A 14,650-nucleotide genomic window follows, 5' to 3' on the forward strand; every position below is an offset into this window, starting at 1 on the left:
GCGTCTGCTGTTAGACCCACCTGCAGGTGAGCCACTTCTCGTGGTCGTAGTGGTCCTGCGACGGGTACCGCTCCACGATGGGCACCACCTCGGTGGTTTCCTCGGGCCGGACGCGTTCGGGCAGGGCGCCGAAGCGGGCGTGGCGCGTCACCGCGCCGTTGTCCGTGGCCTTGACCACCTTCACGACCTTGACGACCTTGACGGCCTTCTGCGTGTTCGGCATGCCGGTCCTCTCTCTCACGGTGCCGTCCTCAGAAGACCTGGAGGAAGCACCCGCAGGCGATGGTGACGACGGCCACGGCCACCGTGGCCACTTTCATGACGCTGAGCACTTTCACGGGAACCCTCCGGTGGGGGATCGGCGGAGTCGGGCACCACCGCGGCTGCTGCCGACGTTCGCACAGGCGATCGTCACCTGTCAAGGAGGTGACGATGGCCGGGCCTGTGAGGTCCACCGCGCCATGGCGCGGGCATCACGGCTGGTAGACGGACTGCAACTCCTGGTACGCCTGGAGCCCCTCCGGGCCCAGCTCCCGGCCGAGGCCGCTGGCCTTCACGCCCCCGTAGGGGGCGGCGAGGTCGGGCACGTAACCGTTGATCCCCACCGTGCCGCTGCGGATGCGGCGGGCGACGCGCGTGCCGTGCTCGGGATCGGCGGTCCAGACCGTGCCCGCGAGGCCGTACGGGGAGTCGTTGGCGAGTCCGACGGCCTCGTCCTCGCCGTCGTACGGCGTGATCGACAGGACCGGCCCGAAGATCTCCTCCTGCGCGATGACCGAGGCGTTGTCGACGTCGGCGAAGACGGTCGGCTGGACGAACCAGCCCCGGTCGAGATCGGCCGGCCGGCCGCCGCCCGTCGTCAGCCGGGCGCCCTCGCGCAGACCCCTGGCGATGTAGCCCTCCACACGGTCGCGCTGCCTGGCGCTGACGAGCGGGCCGATCTGCGTGGTGCGGTCCAGGGCGTCGCCCACGACGGCACCGCCCGCCATCGCCGTGCAGAACTCGACCACCTCGCCGTAGCGGTTGGCGGGGGCCAGGATCCTCGTACTGGCGAAGCAGGTCTGGCCGTTGTTCAGCAGGCCGGCCATGAAGAACGGCTCGGTCAGCGAGTCCAGGTCGGCGTCGTCGAGGACGACCGCGGCGGACTTGCCGCCCAGTTCCAGCGTCACCGGGCGCAGCAGCGACGCGCACGCGACCGCGACCTGCCGTCCCGCCGCGGTCGACCCCGTGAACGAGACCTTGTCGACCCCGGGGTGGGAGACCAGGTACGCGCCCACGGCGGGGCCGCCGGGCACGATGTTGACGACCCCGTCGGGGAGGCCCGCCTCCTCGATCGCGTCCGCCAGGACCATCGAGTCGAGCACGGTCTCCGGCGCCGGCTTGAGCACCAGGGTGCAGCCGGCGGCCAGCGCGGGCGCGATCTTGAAGAAGGCGATGGTCTGCGGGAAGTTCCAGGTCATGATCGCGGCGACCACCCCCACGGGTTCCCTGCGGACCAGGGTGCTGCCGCCGGGCAGCCCGGCGCGGCGTTCCTCGAGGGGCGCCCCGGTGGCGAGGCCCGCGTAGTAGCGCAGCAGGGCGGCCGGGACCGTCCCCTCGAAGGGCTCGGCCGTGGAGATCGGCATGCCGTTCTGCGCGCTGACCGTGCTCGCCGTCAGGTGGCTCCGGGCCTCGAGCGCGTCGGCGAGCCGCAGCATGACCGACGCGCGGCGCTCGGGCTCCCACCGCGGCCACCCGCCGGGGGCGTCGAAGGCGGCACGGGCCGCCCGCACGGCGTCGTCGACGTCCGGGTCCACGGCCTCGGGCACCGAGCCCAGGTACGCGCCGGTGCTGGCGGACGCGGCGGTGATCGTCCGGCTACCGGCCGGTGTCGTCCACTGCCCCCCGATGAACAGGCGTTTCACATCCATGATGGGTACTTCTTCCGGCTGCGGCCGGGCCGTCTTCACCCGGCTTCGGATGATCCGGCGCGGCAGGAAGCCGGCGTGCGTCCGTCCAGCCGGCCGTCGAGCGGCCGGTGGCGGCTTCCGCCGCGTGGGAAGCGTTCTTTTCGCAACTGATGGCCGAGAATACTCCTATCTGCTGGCATCTGCCCTCAGATGTGGATCGGGGTGACCGCATGAGGAAGTACGGCGGCATGACCGCCGAGGAGCGCGTCGCGGCGCGGCGGCGCCGCATCATGGACGCGGCCATCGAGCTGTTCTCCACCCAGGGTTACGGCGGGACCTCGATGCGCGCGGTGCTCCGCCACTGCCACCTGCCCGACCGCTACTTCACGGAGAGCTTCGCCTCCCTCGACGAACTGCTCGCCGCGATCCTCGAGGAGATCCAGCAGGACGAGGCCGCCAGGTGCCGGACGGCCCTCGCCGCGGGCGGTACGCGCCGCGACCGGGCCCGCGGCATGCTCGACGTCCTGGCCGGCGGCGTGGTCGACGACCCGCGCAAGGGCCGCATCAAACTGGTCGAGTCACTCGCCGGCGGACCGCTCGCCGCCGCCGAACGACGCCGCGGCATGCGACGGCTCGCCTCGCTGGTGGAGTCCCTGCTCCGCGAGGACTGGGCCGCCGCCGGCACCGACGTGACCGCGATGGCCATGGCCGTGGTCGGCGGGGTCAACCAGATCCTGCTCAACTGGGTGGACGGCGGCCTCGCGTTCTCCCGGGAGGACTTCGTCGACCAGGCGCTCCACTTCTTCGACGCCGTCGCCGCGTTCGGCGCCGGCCCGCCGCCCGAGGGCCGTTGACCTCGTGCCCGCGCCTCGACGCGTGGCAGTCCCGTAGTCGAAACCTTCGACTACGGCGTCAGCACGATCCTGCCGAACACCTCGCCCGCGTCCATCTTCCGGTGCGCCAGCACGGCTTCGCACAGTGGCAGCACCTCGTGCACCACCGTTGTGATCTCGCCGCGACCGGCCGCGGCGAACTGCTCGCCGCGCACCGCACGCAGGTCGGCCCGGTTGACGGTGGCTGCGCTGAAAGTGGCGAAGGACAACGACTTCTGGAACGCCGCCATGAGCTTCGCGCCGAAGTCCGCGGGCGGCTGACCTGCGACGGCGCCGACGGCCACCATGCGGCCGTTCGGGTTGAGCCTGTCGAGGAACGACGGCATGTCCTCACCGGCCACGATGTCGATGATGACGTCATAGCCCGCGGGAGCCTCCTTCCCTCCGTCGCCGGAGCGGTCCAGCACGTGGGTCGCCCCGAGACGGCGCAGCCGCTCGCCGCGCTCCGCCGACGATGTCGTGACCGCCACCGCGGCGGCACCACCGCGAGCCGCGAGCTGCACCGCCGTGATCCCGATGCTGCCGGACGCGCCACGCACCAAGACGGTCTCCCCGGGGGTGAAATGGGCGTGGCGAAGCCCGAAGTGCGCCACCGCGCCGGCACTGCCGAGCGTCACCGCGTCGACGACGGACAGGTCGCCGGGCAGGGGAAGGATCTGCGCGACCGGTACGACGGCCTGTTCGACGTAGCCTCCGCCGGTGCCGGTGGAGCCCCACACCCGCCGGCCGATCCACGAGGCGTCGACGCCGTCGCCGACCGCGGTCACGGTGCCCGCCACCTCGCTGCCCGGGATGGAGCCCTCCGTGAATCCGTAGGCGGCCAGAGCCCCGCTCCGGATCACGGCGTCGACACCACCGACGCCCACCGCCTCGGTGGCGATCAGCACCTGCCCGGCAGCAGGTGAGGGTACCGGCAGGTCGACCACGGTCAGACCCTCAGGACCTCCGAACGTCCCGATCGCGATTGCCTTCAATGTCGTCTCCCTGTTCTCGGACCGCCTCTCGGCGGGCTCCACGTCGTGGACGGTAATCGGACGCCCCCGTCCGTTTGGATAAAGTGAGACGGGTGACCGACCAAGTGCCTCAGAAGCTGCGGTCCGACGCGATGGACAACCGCGACCGCATCCTCGACGCGGCCCGAGCGCTGTTCTCGGCCGGCGGCCTGGAGGTGCCGATGCGGGAGATCGCGCGGCGAGCCGGGGTGGGACCTGCCACCTTGTACCGGCGTTTCCCGACCAAGCAGATGCTGGTCGCCGAGGCCTTCGCGGACCAACTGCACGCATGTCGCGCCATCGTCGACGAGGGGTGCGCGGATCCCGATCCGTGGCGTGGCCTGTGCCTGGTGATCGAGAAGATCTGTGAGCTGCACGCACGCGATCGGGGCTTCACCGAGGCCTTCCTGTCGGCCTTCCCGGGGATGCCGGATGCCGGGGGACGCGAGTACACGGTGAAAGCGGTCGCCGGACTGGCCCGGCGGGCCAAGGACGCAGGGCGCCTGCGGGCCGACTTCGTCCTGGACGACCTCATCCTCGTCCTCATGGCCAACAAGGGGATCCACACCGCATCGACCGCGACCCAGGTCGCGGCCTCCCGACGCTTTGCGGGGCTGGTGATCCAGGCGTTCGAAGCCTGCCCCCGGCACGCACCGCTACCGCCGGCGGCGCGACTGGCGCCCGCGGCACCGGCCGACGGCTGACCGGGGACGAGCGGGGTCGACGCTCGACGCGCGGCATGCACACGACGGGGCCGCCCGGGAACGCCGACGGGCGGGGCCGCTGGCCGCGGTCCCGCCCGTCGGGTGTACTGCCGGGGCGTCAGCGCAGGCCGAAGGCCCGGGTGATCGTCTGCGAGACGGTGTTGCCCGCGTTGTCCCGGGCGGTGACCCGGAGCGTGGCGAAGCCCGCGGACTTCGGGGCGCGCAGGCCCGCCCGCCAGCCGCTACCGCTGCGGTCCAGGTCGGCCCGCTGCCAGGTCTTCCCGTCGTCGTAGGAGACCTCCAGCGAGGGCTTCCCGATGGCGGCGGTCGTACCGGGCAGGTGCGAGGCGGTCACCGTCAGCTTGGCGTGCCGGTCCGCCCGGCCGGCCCTGTCGGTGTCCACGCCGTAGTCGAGCTGGATCAGCGGCAGGGACACCGCCGACTCGGGCCCGGTGGCCGCGGAGGTGAAGTTCCACTCGGTCAGCGTGTGCGTCGAGTACGGGTGGGTCCAGGCCGCCCGGTCGTTGTCGACGACCAGCCGGTAGGGCAGCCGCTCGGGGGCGAGTCCGGTGATCGGCAGGTACTCGGCGTTGCCCCAGTTGAGCTGGCGGTCGCCCTGGTAGAGCGACATCCAGTCCTTGACGTCGTAGTTGCCGTAGGCCTCGCCGACGTGGCCGGAGCCGGAGTCGCCCCAGCCGGGTGCGGGGATGTAGACCCCGTCGAGGTAGCGCACCGGCTGGTAGCCGATGGGGCCCATCCGGGGGCGCTGGATCGGCCCGAACCAGCTGACCTCGGCGGTCTTCCCGGCCGGGTAGCGCAGCACGTCCATCGAGTGCTGCCCCGTCTCGCTCAGGATGAAGGCGTCGTCCAGCCAACTGGCGTCGGCGGTGACCCAGTCGGTCCGGTCGCCCTGGGCGGGAGCGGTGAGCTGGTTGCCGACCACCCAGCCGCGCCAGACGTCGGGGCGGAACTCCATCGCCTTGCCCTGGCGGTGGTTGCGGAACGAGACGTCCACCTTGCCCAGCTCGCGCTGCGTGACGCGCCAGGTCGGGTCCGTCGGTACCGCGCCGGACCAGTGGTGCACCACGTCGTAGACGTAGTCGGTCGTGGGGTTCGAGGTGACCTTCAGCTTGACCGCGCCGTGCCCGAGCGCGCCGATCAGGTCGGCGCCCTGGTCGGCGTCGAGGGTCGCCACCGTCAGCGGCGCCGGGCTCTCCGGGCTCCAGGGGCCCTCGTCCCAGGGCCGCAGCCGGCCGATGCCGTCGTTGACGACGACGAGCACCTGCGCGCCCGCCGTCGCTGCGGCCTCCGCCTGCGCCTGGATTCCGGACGGGTCACCGCCCCGCACCACCACGGCCTTGCCGCGGACGTTCGTGCGGGCCAGTTCCGCGGCCGTGCCCTCACCGGCGTACACCGCCGTGAGCGTCCGGGTACCGGCCGGCAGCGGCTTGGCCCCGCGCTTGACCAGCGGGTCGGCGTAGGTCCTGGAGGCCGTGCCCACGGTCAGCGCCGGCTGCTCCAGGCGGAAGCGGGCACCGAACTCGAACTCGCCGTCGGTGACCTTCTTGCCGGTCGGGAGCGCCCAGATGCTGTCGTAGGTCTCGTTGGGCAGCATGGACGACTCGACCAGGCTGTCACCGAAGGACCGGTGGACGTCCAGGCGCGGGGCGACGGCGGTGGTCCGCTGCGGGGCACGCGCCAGGATCTGACGCATCTTGCGGCCGTCGAGGGTGACGGACCGGTCCTGGTCCAGCTGCACGTCGTTGAAGGCGAGCAGCGCCATGCCCAGGGAGTGCGGGCCGTTGGCCCCCTGGACGTCCGCGGTGAGCCAGCCGCTGTAGGTGCCGACGGGCAGCCGCGCCGTGCCGGTGCCGGACGCGTCGAGGTCGATCGTCGTGAAGAGGCCCTCGGCGGTGAGCATGACCCGGCCGGCCAGCGGCTTGCCCGACCGGTCCTTGGCGGTGACGGTCAGGGTCTGCCGCCGGCCTTCCTTGGCGGCGCCGATCAGCGTCTTGGCCCGGACCGTGCCGGTGCCGTCGGTGCCGGTGATCATGCCGCTGATCGACTGGTCGAGCGGCAGCCGGTCCAGGTCCGCGGTCAGGGAGACCGAGGCCGTGCCGTGCGCCGGGATGGTGACCTTGTCCTCGGAGAGCGTGAACAGCCCTGCCGGGGCCTTCGAGTCGATCGCCAGGTCCAGACTGACCGGTGCGTCGCCGGTGTTGGTGTACGTCACCTTCTGGACGTCGGTCTCACCGGCCTTCTGGGGCCAGGCGTGGAAGCCGGAGAAGGCGCTGACGGTCGCGAAGACCGAGGTGTGGACGGCCGCCGGCGCGTCCAGCCGGCCGGCACCGGCCTCGTACGGGGAGTACGCGGGGGTGGCCTTGGCGCTGCTGACCAGCGCCTCCTTCAACTGCGGGCCGGTCCAGTCCGGGTGGGCGGCGGCGAGCAGCGCGGCGGCACCGGCGACGTGCGGGGTCGCCATCGAGGTACCGCTCATCGTGGTGTAGTAGCCCGAGCCCCGCTTGTAGTGGGAGCGGGCCGCCAGGATGTCGACGCCGGGCGCGGTGATCTCCGGCTTCAGCCCGGCGTCGCCGTCACGCGGGCCGGTGCTGGAGAAGTCGGCGAGCCGGTCCGCGGAGTCCACGGCGCCGACGGTCAGCGCGGAGTCCGCGGCACCGGGGCTGCCGATGGTGTGCGGGCCGCTGTTGCCCGCCGCGATGACGAACAGCGCGCCGGTCTCGCGGCTGAGCCGGTCGACCGCCTGGCTCATGGGGTCGGTGTGGTCACCGCCGCCGCCCAGGCTCATGCTGATGATCCTGGCCTTCTGGTCCCGGGCGGCCCATTCCATGCCCGCGATGATCCAGGACTCCTGGCCGCTTCCCTCGCTGTTGAGCACCTTGCCGATGTCCAGGCGGACGCCGGGGGCGACGCCCCGCTCCTTGCCGTCGGAGGCGCTGCCGGTGCCGGCGATCGTCGAGGCGACGTGGGTGCCGTGGCCCTGGTAGTCGAGGGTGTCCTGCTCGTCCGGGATGAAGCTGGCGCTGGTGTCGATCCGGTCGACGAGGTCGGGGTGTTCGGCGTCGACTCCGGTGTCGAGCACCGCGACCTTGACGCCCTCGCCGGTGTTGCCCTCCGCCCAGACCTTGTCCGCGCCGATCTGGGCGGTCGAGTCGGCCAGGTCGGCCTTCACCTTGCCGTCGAGCCAGACCTTGGCGACACCGCCCGCGAAGGCCGGCTTCGCCGACCGGGCTGCCGCACCGGCGCCACCGGTCAGCGCCGACCAGAACGCCGGAGCCTGCTTGCGGTTCTGCGCGAGGGCCGCGCCCTGGATGCTGTCCAGCCGGTGGACGTCGCTGGAGCCCGCCATCTTCGGCAAGGTCCGGGACTTGGCCGCGGCGTCGGTGTAGCTCACGATGAGCGGCAGCCGGGAGGAGTGCGCGTCGTCGTAACCGTCGGCGATCAGCTGGGTCACGTTGAACAGCTGCTTGTCGAGCTTCCCGGTGCTGACGTAGGGCAGGACGGCGTCGGGGTACACGTAGGTGGCCCCGTCGACCACCGCCCGGTGGAAAGCGGTGGTGGTGCCGTTCGCGCCTTGGAAGGACCGGATGGTGGTGCCGTCGGCGGCGGTGCCGATCGTCACCTTGTCGCCGGTGATGAGGGTGACGGTGTGCGTGCCGCCGTTGCCGGGTGGCCGTTGTGCGGCGCCGGCGGCGGGCCCGCGACCGGCGGGGTCCGCGGATACGGCGGCCGTGGCCGGTATGACCCCGAGTGCCAGGGCGGCGACCACGCCGAGCGTGATCGCCCCGGACCTGGTCCGGGGGATGTGAACCGTGGGCAAGGAAACTCCTCAAGCCATGTGAAGAGTGGACGGCCATTGATCTTCGAGCCGCCCCCGCCCCCGCTCAAGGGCCCGGGGCGTCGCTCTTGTGCCATGGCACAGTTGTGTCATCACGAAGCCGCCCGAACGCCGCCGTGTGCCGACAAGACCCGCTATGACCGGGAGTTCGGGGACACGGCGTAACCAAGGTGCGGCCGGGACGTGCGCGCGGGCCGCATGGTGCGGTGCCGGATCTGCTGTGGGACGACGTCCAGGATTTCTTCGACCCCGACGTGATGGGGGCTCTGCCGGACGGCTGCGTGCCCGGCACCACGGCAGACGACTGGCAGGCGGTGTTCGATCTGGTCCGGTCGCGCGGATGGGCGTGGTCGTACGCGGAGGGGAGCGTCACCGGGCCCCTGCCCCGCGCTGCGGAGGCGCTGGCACGTCAGGAGGCCGCGGAGACAGCGACGTTGCAGGTCTCACCGGTCCCGGGCGTGCTGGCGATCTTCCGGGTGTTCTCGGCCGCCGAAGTCGGCTTCGACGTCGACCTCCGCGAGCTCCAGGGCCAAGGGGGCGTGGACGTCCTGTGCGCCTTCCTCCGCGCCGTCGGCCGCCGGCTCGGCAAGCCGGTGCTCATGTCCGCCGAGGGCGACGACGGGAACCCCGTGCTCGGGTTCGACCCCGAGGCCGGCCGCGTGGTGCTCCTGGCGGATCCGCACTCCGGCCGCTCCCTGACATGACCTCACCTACGGTGCCGGGGCTGCGCGTTGCCGCATCCAGACGGGCAACGGCGTCGCCCGTCACCAGTCGCGGGCGGCCTCCAGGAGCCGTTCGCGTACGGCGGTGACCGGCGCGCGGACGGGCGCGCCCGCCCGTCCGACCAGGAAGCCGGTGTTGATGGGCGGGTCCTCCGGCGTCAGCAACTCCACGAGCGCGCCGGACGCCAGCTCCGTCTCGCACAGGTAGCGGGGGAGCACCGTCGCACCTCCTCCCGCGACGACGGCGGCGAGCACCCCGCGCAGGTCCGGGACGACGACGGCGGGCCGGGCGGTCAGACGCGTACGGAAGACGTGGCGCCAGTAGCGGCGCAGGATGGGCAGGTCCTCGGCGTACGCCACCAGCGGGACCTCGCGCAGCGGGTCGGGGTCGTCGCAGGTGAGCCGCCCGATCCCGGCGGCCCATTCCGGCGTCGTCACCAGGACGAACTCCTCGTCCATCAGCGGGACGGCGGCCAGGGAGCGGCCCCGCGGCCGCACCGCCGACAGGACGAGGTCGAAGCGGCCGCCGTGCAGGCCCTCGAGCAGGTCCTCGGCGAGGCCGGTCGTGATGCGCAGCAGGACGCCCCGGGCCGCCAGCGGCGCGAGGACGGGCAGCGCCCGGACGGACACCATCTCCGCCGGCCCCGCCAGGTGCACCGGTTCCGGGGGCGCCTCCGGGTCCGGACGACCACGGCCGGCGACCTCGGCCAGCGCGTCCAGCGGCCCGGCGACCTGCCCGGCCAGTTCGTCGGCCACGGATGTGGCGGCCACGCCCCGCGGGAGCCGCTCGAAGAGCTGCCGGTCGAGCTGCTGCTCCAGCGCACGCACCTGCGCGGTCACGGTGGGCTGCGAGATGCGCAGCATCCGGGCGGCCGTCGTGAGGGAACCGGCCCGGTACACCGCGAGGAACGTGCGCAGCAGCCCCAGGTCCAGAGGCGCGCCGGGGGGCGGGGCGGCAGCCGTCCCGCCGTCGTCGGGGCGGGCTGCGTTCCCATCGGCATTCTGATGAGCCATGTCGAGGATCCTATTGGTTGGCCGATGGCTGTGCGACCTAGGGTCGGGAACGTTCCGCCGCCGGTCAACCGGCGGCCCCGCACATCCCGCCACGGCCGTACCTGGGCGGAGACCAGGAAGTACGCAGACATGGCAGAGATCCTTCTCGTGGTGACCGGCGCCGATCACCTGACGCTGGCCGATGGCACCGAGCACCCCACGGGCTTCTGGGCCGAAGAGCTCACGGCGCCCTACCGCGCCTTCACCGAGGCCGGCCACCGGGTGGCCGTGGCCACCCCCGGCGGCGTCGTCCCCACCGCCGACCCCGTCAGCCTCGCGCCCGAACTCAACGGCGGTCCGGCGGGCGCCGCCGCCGCGACCGCGGCCCTGCGGGCCGTCACCGCACTGCACACCCCGCTGGTTCTGGCGGACGTCGACCCGGCCCACTACGCCGCCGTCTTCTACGTGGGCGGCCACGGCCCGATGCAGGACCTCGCCGGGGACGCCGACTCCGCCCGGCTGCTGCGCACCGTCCTCGCGCAGGGCACCCCGCTGGCCGCGGTCTGCCACGGGGTGGCCGCCCTGCTCGCCGCCCGGGACTCCGACGGCGTGTCGCCGTTCGCCGGCTACCGCCTCACCGGCTTCAGCGCCGCCGAGGAGAAGCAGACCGGGCTGGCCGACCGGCTGGAATGGCTGCTCCAGGACCGGCTCGTCGCGCTCGGCGCCGACTACTCGGCGGGCGAGCCCTGGGCCCCGCACGTCGTCGTCGACCGCGGCCTGCACACCGGGCAGAACCCGGCGTCCTCCGCCGCGCTGGCCGCCGCAGTGCTGAAGACCCTCGGCTGACCGGCGCGCCCACCCACGGAAAGACCCACGGAAGTACCCACCTCATGCGAACACCTCCGGTGCTCCCGGTCACGGCGGACCCGGGCCGTGGCCTCGTCGCCGCCCTCGGTCTCGGCGCCATGGTCGTCTCGATGATGCAGACCCTGGTGGTGCCGGTCCTCGGCACCGTCCAGCGGGACCTGAACGCCTCGGCCGCCGACGTCAGCTGGCTCACCACCGCGACCCTGCTGTCGGCCGCCGTGTGCACACCCCTGCTCGGCAGGGCCGGCGACCAGTACGGAAGACGACCCGTCCTGCTCGGCGCACTTGCCCTCACCCTGATCGGCTCGGTCCTGGCCGCCCTCTCCGCGACACTGCCCCTGCTCATAGCGGGACGTGCCTTGCAGGGCGCGTCCACCGCGGTGTTCCCGCTGGCCCAGGCCGTGCTCCGCGACGAACTGCCCGCCAGGCGCCTGCCCGCGGCGATGGGCACGGTCAGCGGCACCCTCGCCTTCGGCAACGGCCTGGCGCTGGTGGGCGCCGGCCTCCTCACCACAGGACCCGCGCCCGACTACCACCGCGTCTTCTGGCTGGCGGCCGCGATGTCCGCGCTCAGCCTGGCAGCGGTCGCCGCCGTCGTCCCGCCGTCGCGCGTGACGACCGGCGGACGCCTCGACTGGCTCGGAGCGCTGGGCCTGGCCACGACGCTCGTCCTGCTGATGCTCCCGCTGTCCCGCGGCACGGTGTGGGGCTGGACCTCCGCGCCCACTCTGGGCTGCCTCGCTGCGGGCGCCCTGGCGGCGGCCGCCTGGATCCGGGTGGAGCGGGCCGCGGCCGATCCGCTGGTGGACGTGCGGATGCTCGTCCACCGGCCGGTGCTCTTCGCCAACCTGGCCGGGTTGCTGCTCGGATACGCCATGTTCTCGCAGTTCATCCTCGTCTCGGCGCTGGTGCAGATACCGCCCGCCGCCGGGTACGGCTTCGGGGCCTCCGTCCTGCGTGCCTCGGTCCAGTACCTCCTGCCGCCCGCGCTGGCCTCGCTTGCCGCCGCCCGGCTCGGCGGCCTCCTGGTACGCCGGACCGGACCGCGACGCACCCTGGCCATGGGCGCGGCGGTGGGCGCCGTCGGGTTCGCGCTGTCGGCGACCGCCCACGGCAGGGGCGCCCTGGTCGTCGGGGCCGCCGTGCTCGTGGGCGTCGCCATCGCCTTCGGCTTCACCGCGCTGCCCGCGGCCTTGCTCACCGCAGTGCCGCCGGAGCACACCGGGGCCGCCAACGGCGTCAACTCCGTCGCCCGTTCCGTGGGCAGTTCGCTGGCCGGCGCCCTGGTGGCCACCCTCGTGGCCGCCGGACCCCCGGGCCACGCACCCGCCGAGAGCCGCTTCACGCTCTGCTTCGCCCTGGCCGCAGGCGCGTTCGTTCTCGTTGCGGCGTTCGCCCGCTTCGGCATGACCACGCCCGGCGGCGGCATCGTCTCGCGCCACGACGCGCAGGAGGTGAGCACTGCCGGACCGGTCCGGCCCCTCACCCCCATTTCCACTCCCCCGGAGGGCACCCAGGTTGTCCCCGGACCAGAAAGGTGAACGACATGGCCACGATCCTCATCACCGGCGCCTCCGACGGGCTCGGCCGCGCCCTCGCGGAGGACCTCGCCGCCGACGGCGGGCACACCCTGCTGCTGCACGGCCGCGACCCCGATCGCCTCGCCGAGGTCGCCGCGGCCACCGGTGGCGAGCCCCACCGGGCCGACCTTTCCTCCCTCGCCGAAGTCCGGCGCCTGGCCGCCGGCATCGCCGCCCGGCACGACCGGCTGGACGTGCTCGTCAACAACGCCGGCATCGGCTTCCACGCGGAGGGCACCCGGCGGCAGACCTCCGCCGACGGACACGAACTACGCCTCGCCGTCAACTACCTGGCACCGATGATGCTGACCCGGGAACTCCTCCCCCTGCTCCACCGCGCGGCACCCTCCCGGATCGTGAACGTCGCCTCCATCGGCCAGCAGCCGCTCGACCTCGACGACCCCGAACTCACCCGCGACTACACCGACGTCGCCGCCTACTGCCGCTCCAAGCTGGCGCTCATCTGCCACGGCCTCGACCTCGCCGATGAACTCTCCGGCACCGGCATCACCGTCAACAGCGTGCACCCGGCGACCTTCATGCCCACCGCCATGTCCCGGCGCTCGGGGATGGACGTCGTCGACTCCCTGGAGCAGGGCGTCGCGGCCACGCGGCGCCTGGTCGACGCTCCCGCGCTGGCGGGCGTCACAGGGCGGTACTTCGAGGGCGAGAAGGAGGCCCGGGCGGCCGCCGAGGCCTACGACACGGAGTACCGCCGGCGCCTCGCCGCGGTGACCGCGTCGCTGCTCTGACCCGGTCGGTCGGTCGGTCGGCCTGCCGGTGCCGGTGCCGGGGTCGTCCGACCGGCAGGCGTGGTTTCGACCCCCGCCCCACGGGCACGCGCCGGTTGAGAGGCCGTGGAGGTGCCGAGATGAGCGCCGGAGAGAAAGCCAAGGCGAAGATGGAACAGGTCGTGGGGAAGACCGTGCGGAAGGCGGCCCACGCGGTGCACAAGGAAACGCTCGCGGCCAAGGGCGCCGCCCTCGAATCGCGCGGGAAGATGCGGGGCGCGAAGGAGAGGACCAAGGACGTCTTCAAGCACTGACGACCAGCCGTGACGAAGCCACCGGGCGGTGGCCGGGGCCCGGTCGTGCCGTCCGGCCATGTGTGGGAGGCTCGAAGCATGAATCCGGCGAACACGACGGGCGCCGGCGGCGGCACGGTGTACTACGGGGACCCGGACAGCGCCCATGACCTCCAGGTGTTCCTCGAACTGCGCGACCGGCCCAGCCACACCATGGCGGAGAGTCTGCTCGGCACCATGCGGCGGACCGCCGACGAGGGCGGCACGGTCCTGAAGTTCCACTTCGCGGCGGAGATCGACGACACGGTGGGCGGCATCGGCTCCCAGCGCGGCCTGGGCGCGCTCGCCGCGGCGAGCGACGCGGGGCAGAGGCAGTTCATCGACTACCTGTCGGTGCTCCTCGCCGAGCAGCCCTTCCCGCCCGTGAACGACCGCTTCTCCGAGACACCGGTGCTGCTCTCGCTGGCGAGCCGCGTCGAGGGACTGAGGTCCGCCGACTTCGACCGCAAGGTCACCGACGACACGTACCTGAGCTGGGCGGGGGACGCGGCCGGCGGCTTCGCTTCCTTCGGCGTCGTGGGGATGCCGGTCGTCTGGTACGACGACGAGGTCGTTCCCGTCGTGTCGTTCGAGGGCGGCTCCGCGATCACCCCGCAGCAGTTCCTGGACCGGCTCCCGCGCTGAGGCACGCCCGCCGCGTCAGGACGGCTCGGCGGGGTGCTCCGGATCAAGCGCGGCCGCAAGGAAACGTTCCCTGTCGACGACGGCACGGTCGATCTCGCCCGTCGCGACGAGCCGGCCCCAGTCGTCGACGGCCCGCACCCGGAAGGTGAGGCGCCGGCCGGTGGGGGAGGGCGGGGGCTCGGCGAAGACGTCGACCTTGCCGCCGACCGGTGTGGCGCGGACGTGCCGGATCCGCAGTGCCGTCCCCACCGTCGTCTGTCCCGCCGCCGTGAAGGGCGCCGCGGCGTGCACCGTCTCCGCCTCAAGCCAGGCGACGAGCTGCGGTGTGGACAGGACGGGTACGTCGCCGCTGCCCAACGTCGTCGCGGTGTCGGCATCGGTCACCTCGTAGCGCATGCCACCACGCTAGTACCGCCACCGCCCTGCTTCCCGGAAGCCACGTCCGA

General features: G+C 73.0%; 14 protein-coding genes. 8 read left to right on the plus strand and 6 right to left on the minus strand.

Annotation, left to right across the window (positions count from 1 at the left end; all coding sequences use genetic code 11):
• Positions 1 to 10: 10 nt before the first annotated feature.
• Positions 11 to 241, minus strand: coding sequence for a hypothetical protein (locus OG937_43580; protein WUD78114.1), 231 nt, complete (start codon positions 239 to 241; stop codon positions 11 to 13).
• 232 nt (positions 242 to 473) lie between these two features.
• Positions 474 to 1,910: an aldehyde dehydrogenase gene (locus OG937_43585; GenBank protein ID WUD78115.1), complete on the minus strand. Its 1,437-nt coding sequence runs from the start codon at positions 1,908 to 1,910 to the stop codon at positions 474 to 476.
• A gap of 209 nt (positions 1,911 to 2,119) precedes the next feature.
• Here OG937_43585 and OG937_43590 point away from each other — a divergent pair, with 209 nt between their 5' ends.
• On the plus strand, positions 2,120 to 2,743 hold the full coding sequence (locus tag OG937_43590; GenBank protein ID WUD78116.1) for a TetR/AcrR family transcriptional regulator: 624 nt from the start codon (positions 2,120 to 2,122) through the stop codon (positions 2,741 to 2,743).
• 50 nt (positions 2,744 to 2,793) lie between these two features.
• Here the strand turns inward: OG937_43590 and OG937_43595 are convergent, their stop codons facing one another.
• Positions 2,794 to 3,756, minus strand: coding sequence for a zinc-dependent alcohol dehydrogenase family protein (locus OG937_43595; protein WUD78117.1), 963 nt, complete (start codon positions 3,754 to 3,756; stop codon positions 2,794 to 2,796).
• A 92-nt stretch (positions 3,757 to 3,848) separates the two neighbouring features.
• Between OG937_43595 and OG937_43600 the strand changes: the two genes are divergently transcribed.
• Positions 3,849 to 4,478: a TetR/AcrR family transcriptional regulator gene (locus OG937_43600; GenBank protein ID WUD78118.1), complete on the plus strand. Its 630-nt coding sequence runs from the start codon at positions 3,849 to 3,851 to the stop codon at positions 4,476 to 4,478.
• 118 nt (positions 4,479 to 4,596) lie between these two features.
• On the opposite strand, the gene OG937_43605 is transcribed toward OG937_43600, so the two are convergent.
• The gene (locus OG937_43605; protein ID WUD78119.1) at positions 4,597 to 8,316 is read right to left on the minus strand and encodes a S8 family serine peptidase; all 3,720 of its coding nucleotides are present in this window, start codon (positions 8,314 to 8,316) and stop codon (positions 4,597 to 4,599) included.
• Between the two features lie 224 nt (positions 8,317 to 8,540).
• Between OG937_43605 and OG937_43610 the strand changes: the two genes are divergently transcribed.
• Positions 8,541 to 9,038, plus strand: a complete 498-nt coding sequence (locus OG937_43610; protein ID WUD78120.1) for a hypothetical protein — start codon at positions 8,541 to 8,543, stop codon at positions 9,036 to 9,038.
• Between the two features lie 60 nt (positions 9,039 to 9,098).
• On the opposite strand, the gene OG937_43615 is transcribed toward OG937_43610, so the two are convergent.
• Positions 9,099 to 10,070 carry a LysR family transcriptional regulator gene (locus tag OG937_43615; protein ID WUD78121.1) on the minus strand — a complete coding sequence of 324 codons (972 nt, stop codon included), beginning with the start codon at positions 10,068 to 10,070 and terminating at the stop codon, positions 9,099 to 9,101.
• Between the two features lie 129 nt (positions 10,071 to 10,199).
• On the opposite strand from OG937_43615, the gene OG937_43620 reads away from it, so the two are divergent.
• The 5 genes from OG937_43620 (at position 10,200) to OG937_43640 (ending at position 14,204) form a co-directional block, all read left to right on the plus strand.
• Positions 10,200 to 10,895 (plus strand): type 1 glutamine amidotransferase domain-containing protein, encoded by a 696-nt coding sequence (locus OG937_43620; GenBank protein WUD78122.1) that lies wholly within the window; start codon positions 10,200 to 10,202, stop codon positions 10,893 to 10,895.
• Positions 10,896 to 10,939: 44 nt separating this feature from the next.
• Entirely contained in the window at positions 10,940 to 12,457 is a 1,518-nt protein-coding gene (locus OG937_43625; protein ID WUD78123.1) for an MFS transporter, read from the plus strand.
• Between the two features lie 5 nt (positions 12,458 to 12,462).
• A complete protein-coding gene (locus OG937_43630) occupies positions 12,463 to 13,248 on the plus strand; it encodes an SDR family NAD(P)-dependent oxidoreductase (protein ID WUD78124.1) in 786 nt (261 codons plus the stop codon).
• Positions 13,249 to 13,367: 119 nt separating this feature from the next.
• The gene (locus OG937_43635; GenBank protein WUD78125.1) at positions 13,368 to 13,541 is read left to right on the plus strand and encodes a hypothetical protein; all 174 of its coding nucleotides are present in this window, start codon (positions 13,368 to 13,370) and stop codon (positions 13,539 to 13,541) included.
• A gap of 78 nt (positions 13,542 to 13,619) precedes the next feature.
• A complete protein-coding gene (locus tag OG937_43640) occupies positions 13,620 to 14,204 on the plus strand; it encodes a hypothetical protein (GenBank protein WUD78126.1) in 585 nt (194 codons plus the stop codon).
• Between the two features lie 15 nt (positions 14,205 to 14,219).
• Here the strand turns inward: OG937_43640 and OG937_43645 are convergent, their stop codons facing one another.
• Positions 14,220 to 14,600 (minus strand): thioesterase, encoded by a 381-nt coding sequence (locus OG937_43645; protein ID WUD78127.1) that lies wholly within the window; start codon positions 14,598 to 14,600, stop codon positions 14,220 to 14,222.
• Positions 14,601 to 14,650: the final 50 nt, after the last annotated feature.

The organism is Streptomyces sp. NBC_00510 (genome assembly GCA_036013505.1).
GTDB lineage: Bacteria > Actinomycetota > Actinomycetes > Streptomycetales > Streptomycetaceae > Actinacidiphila.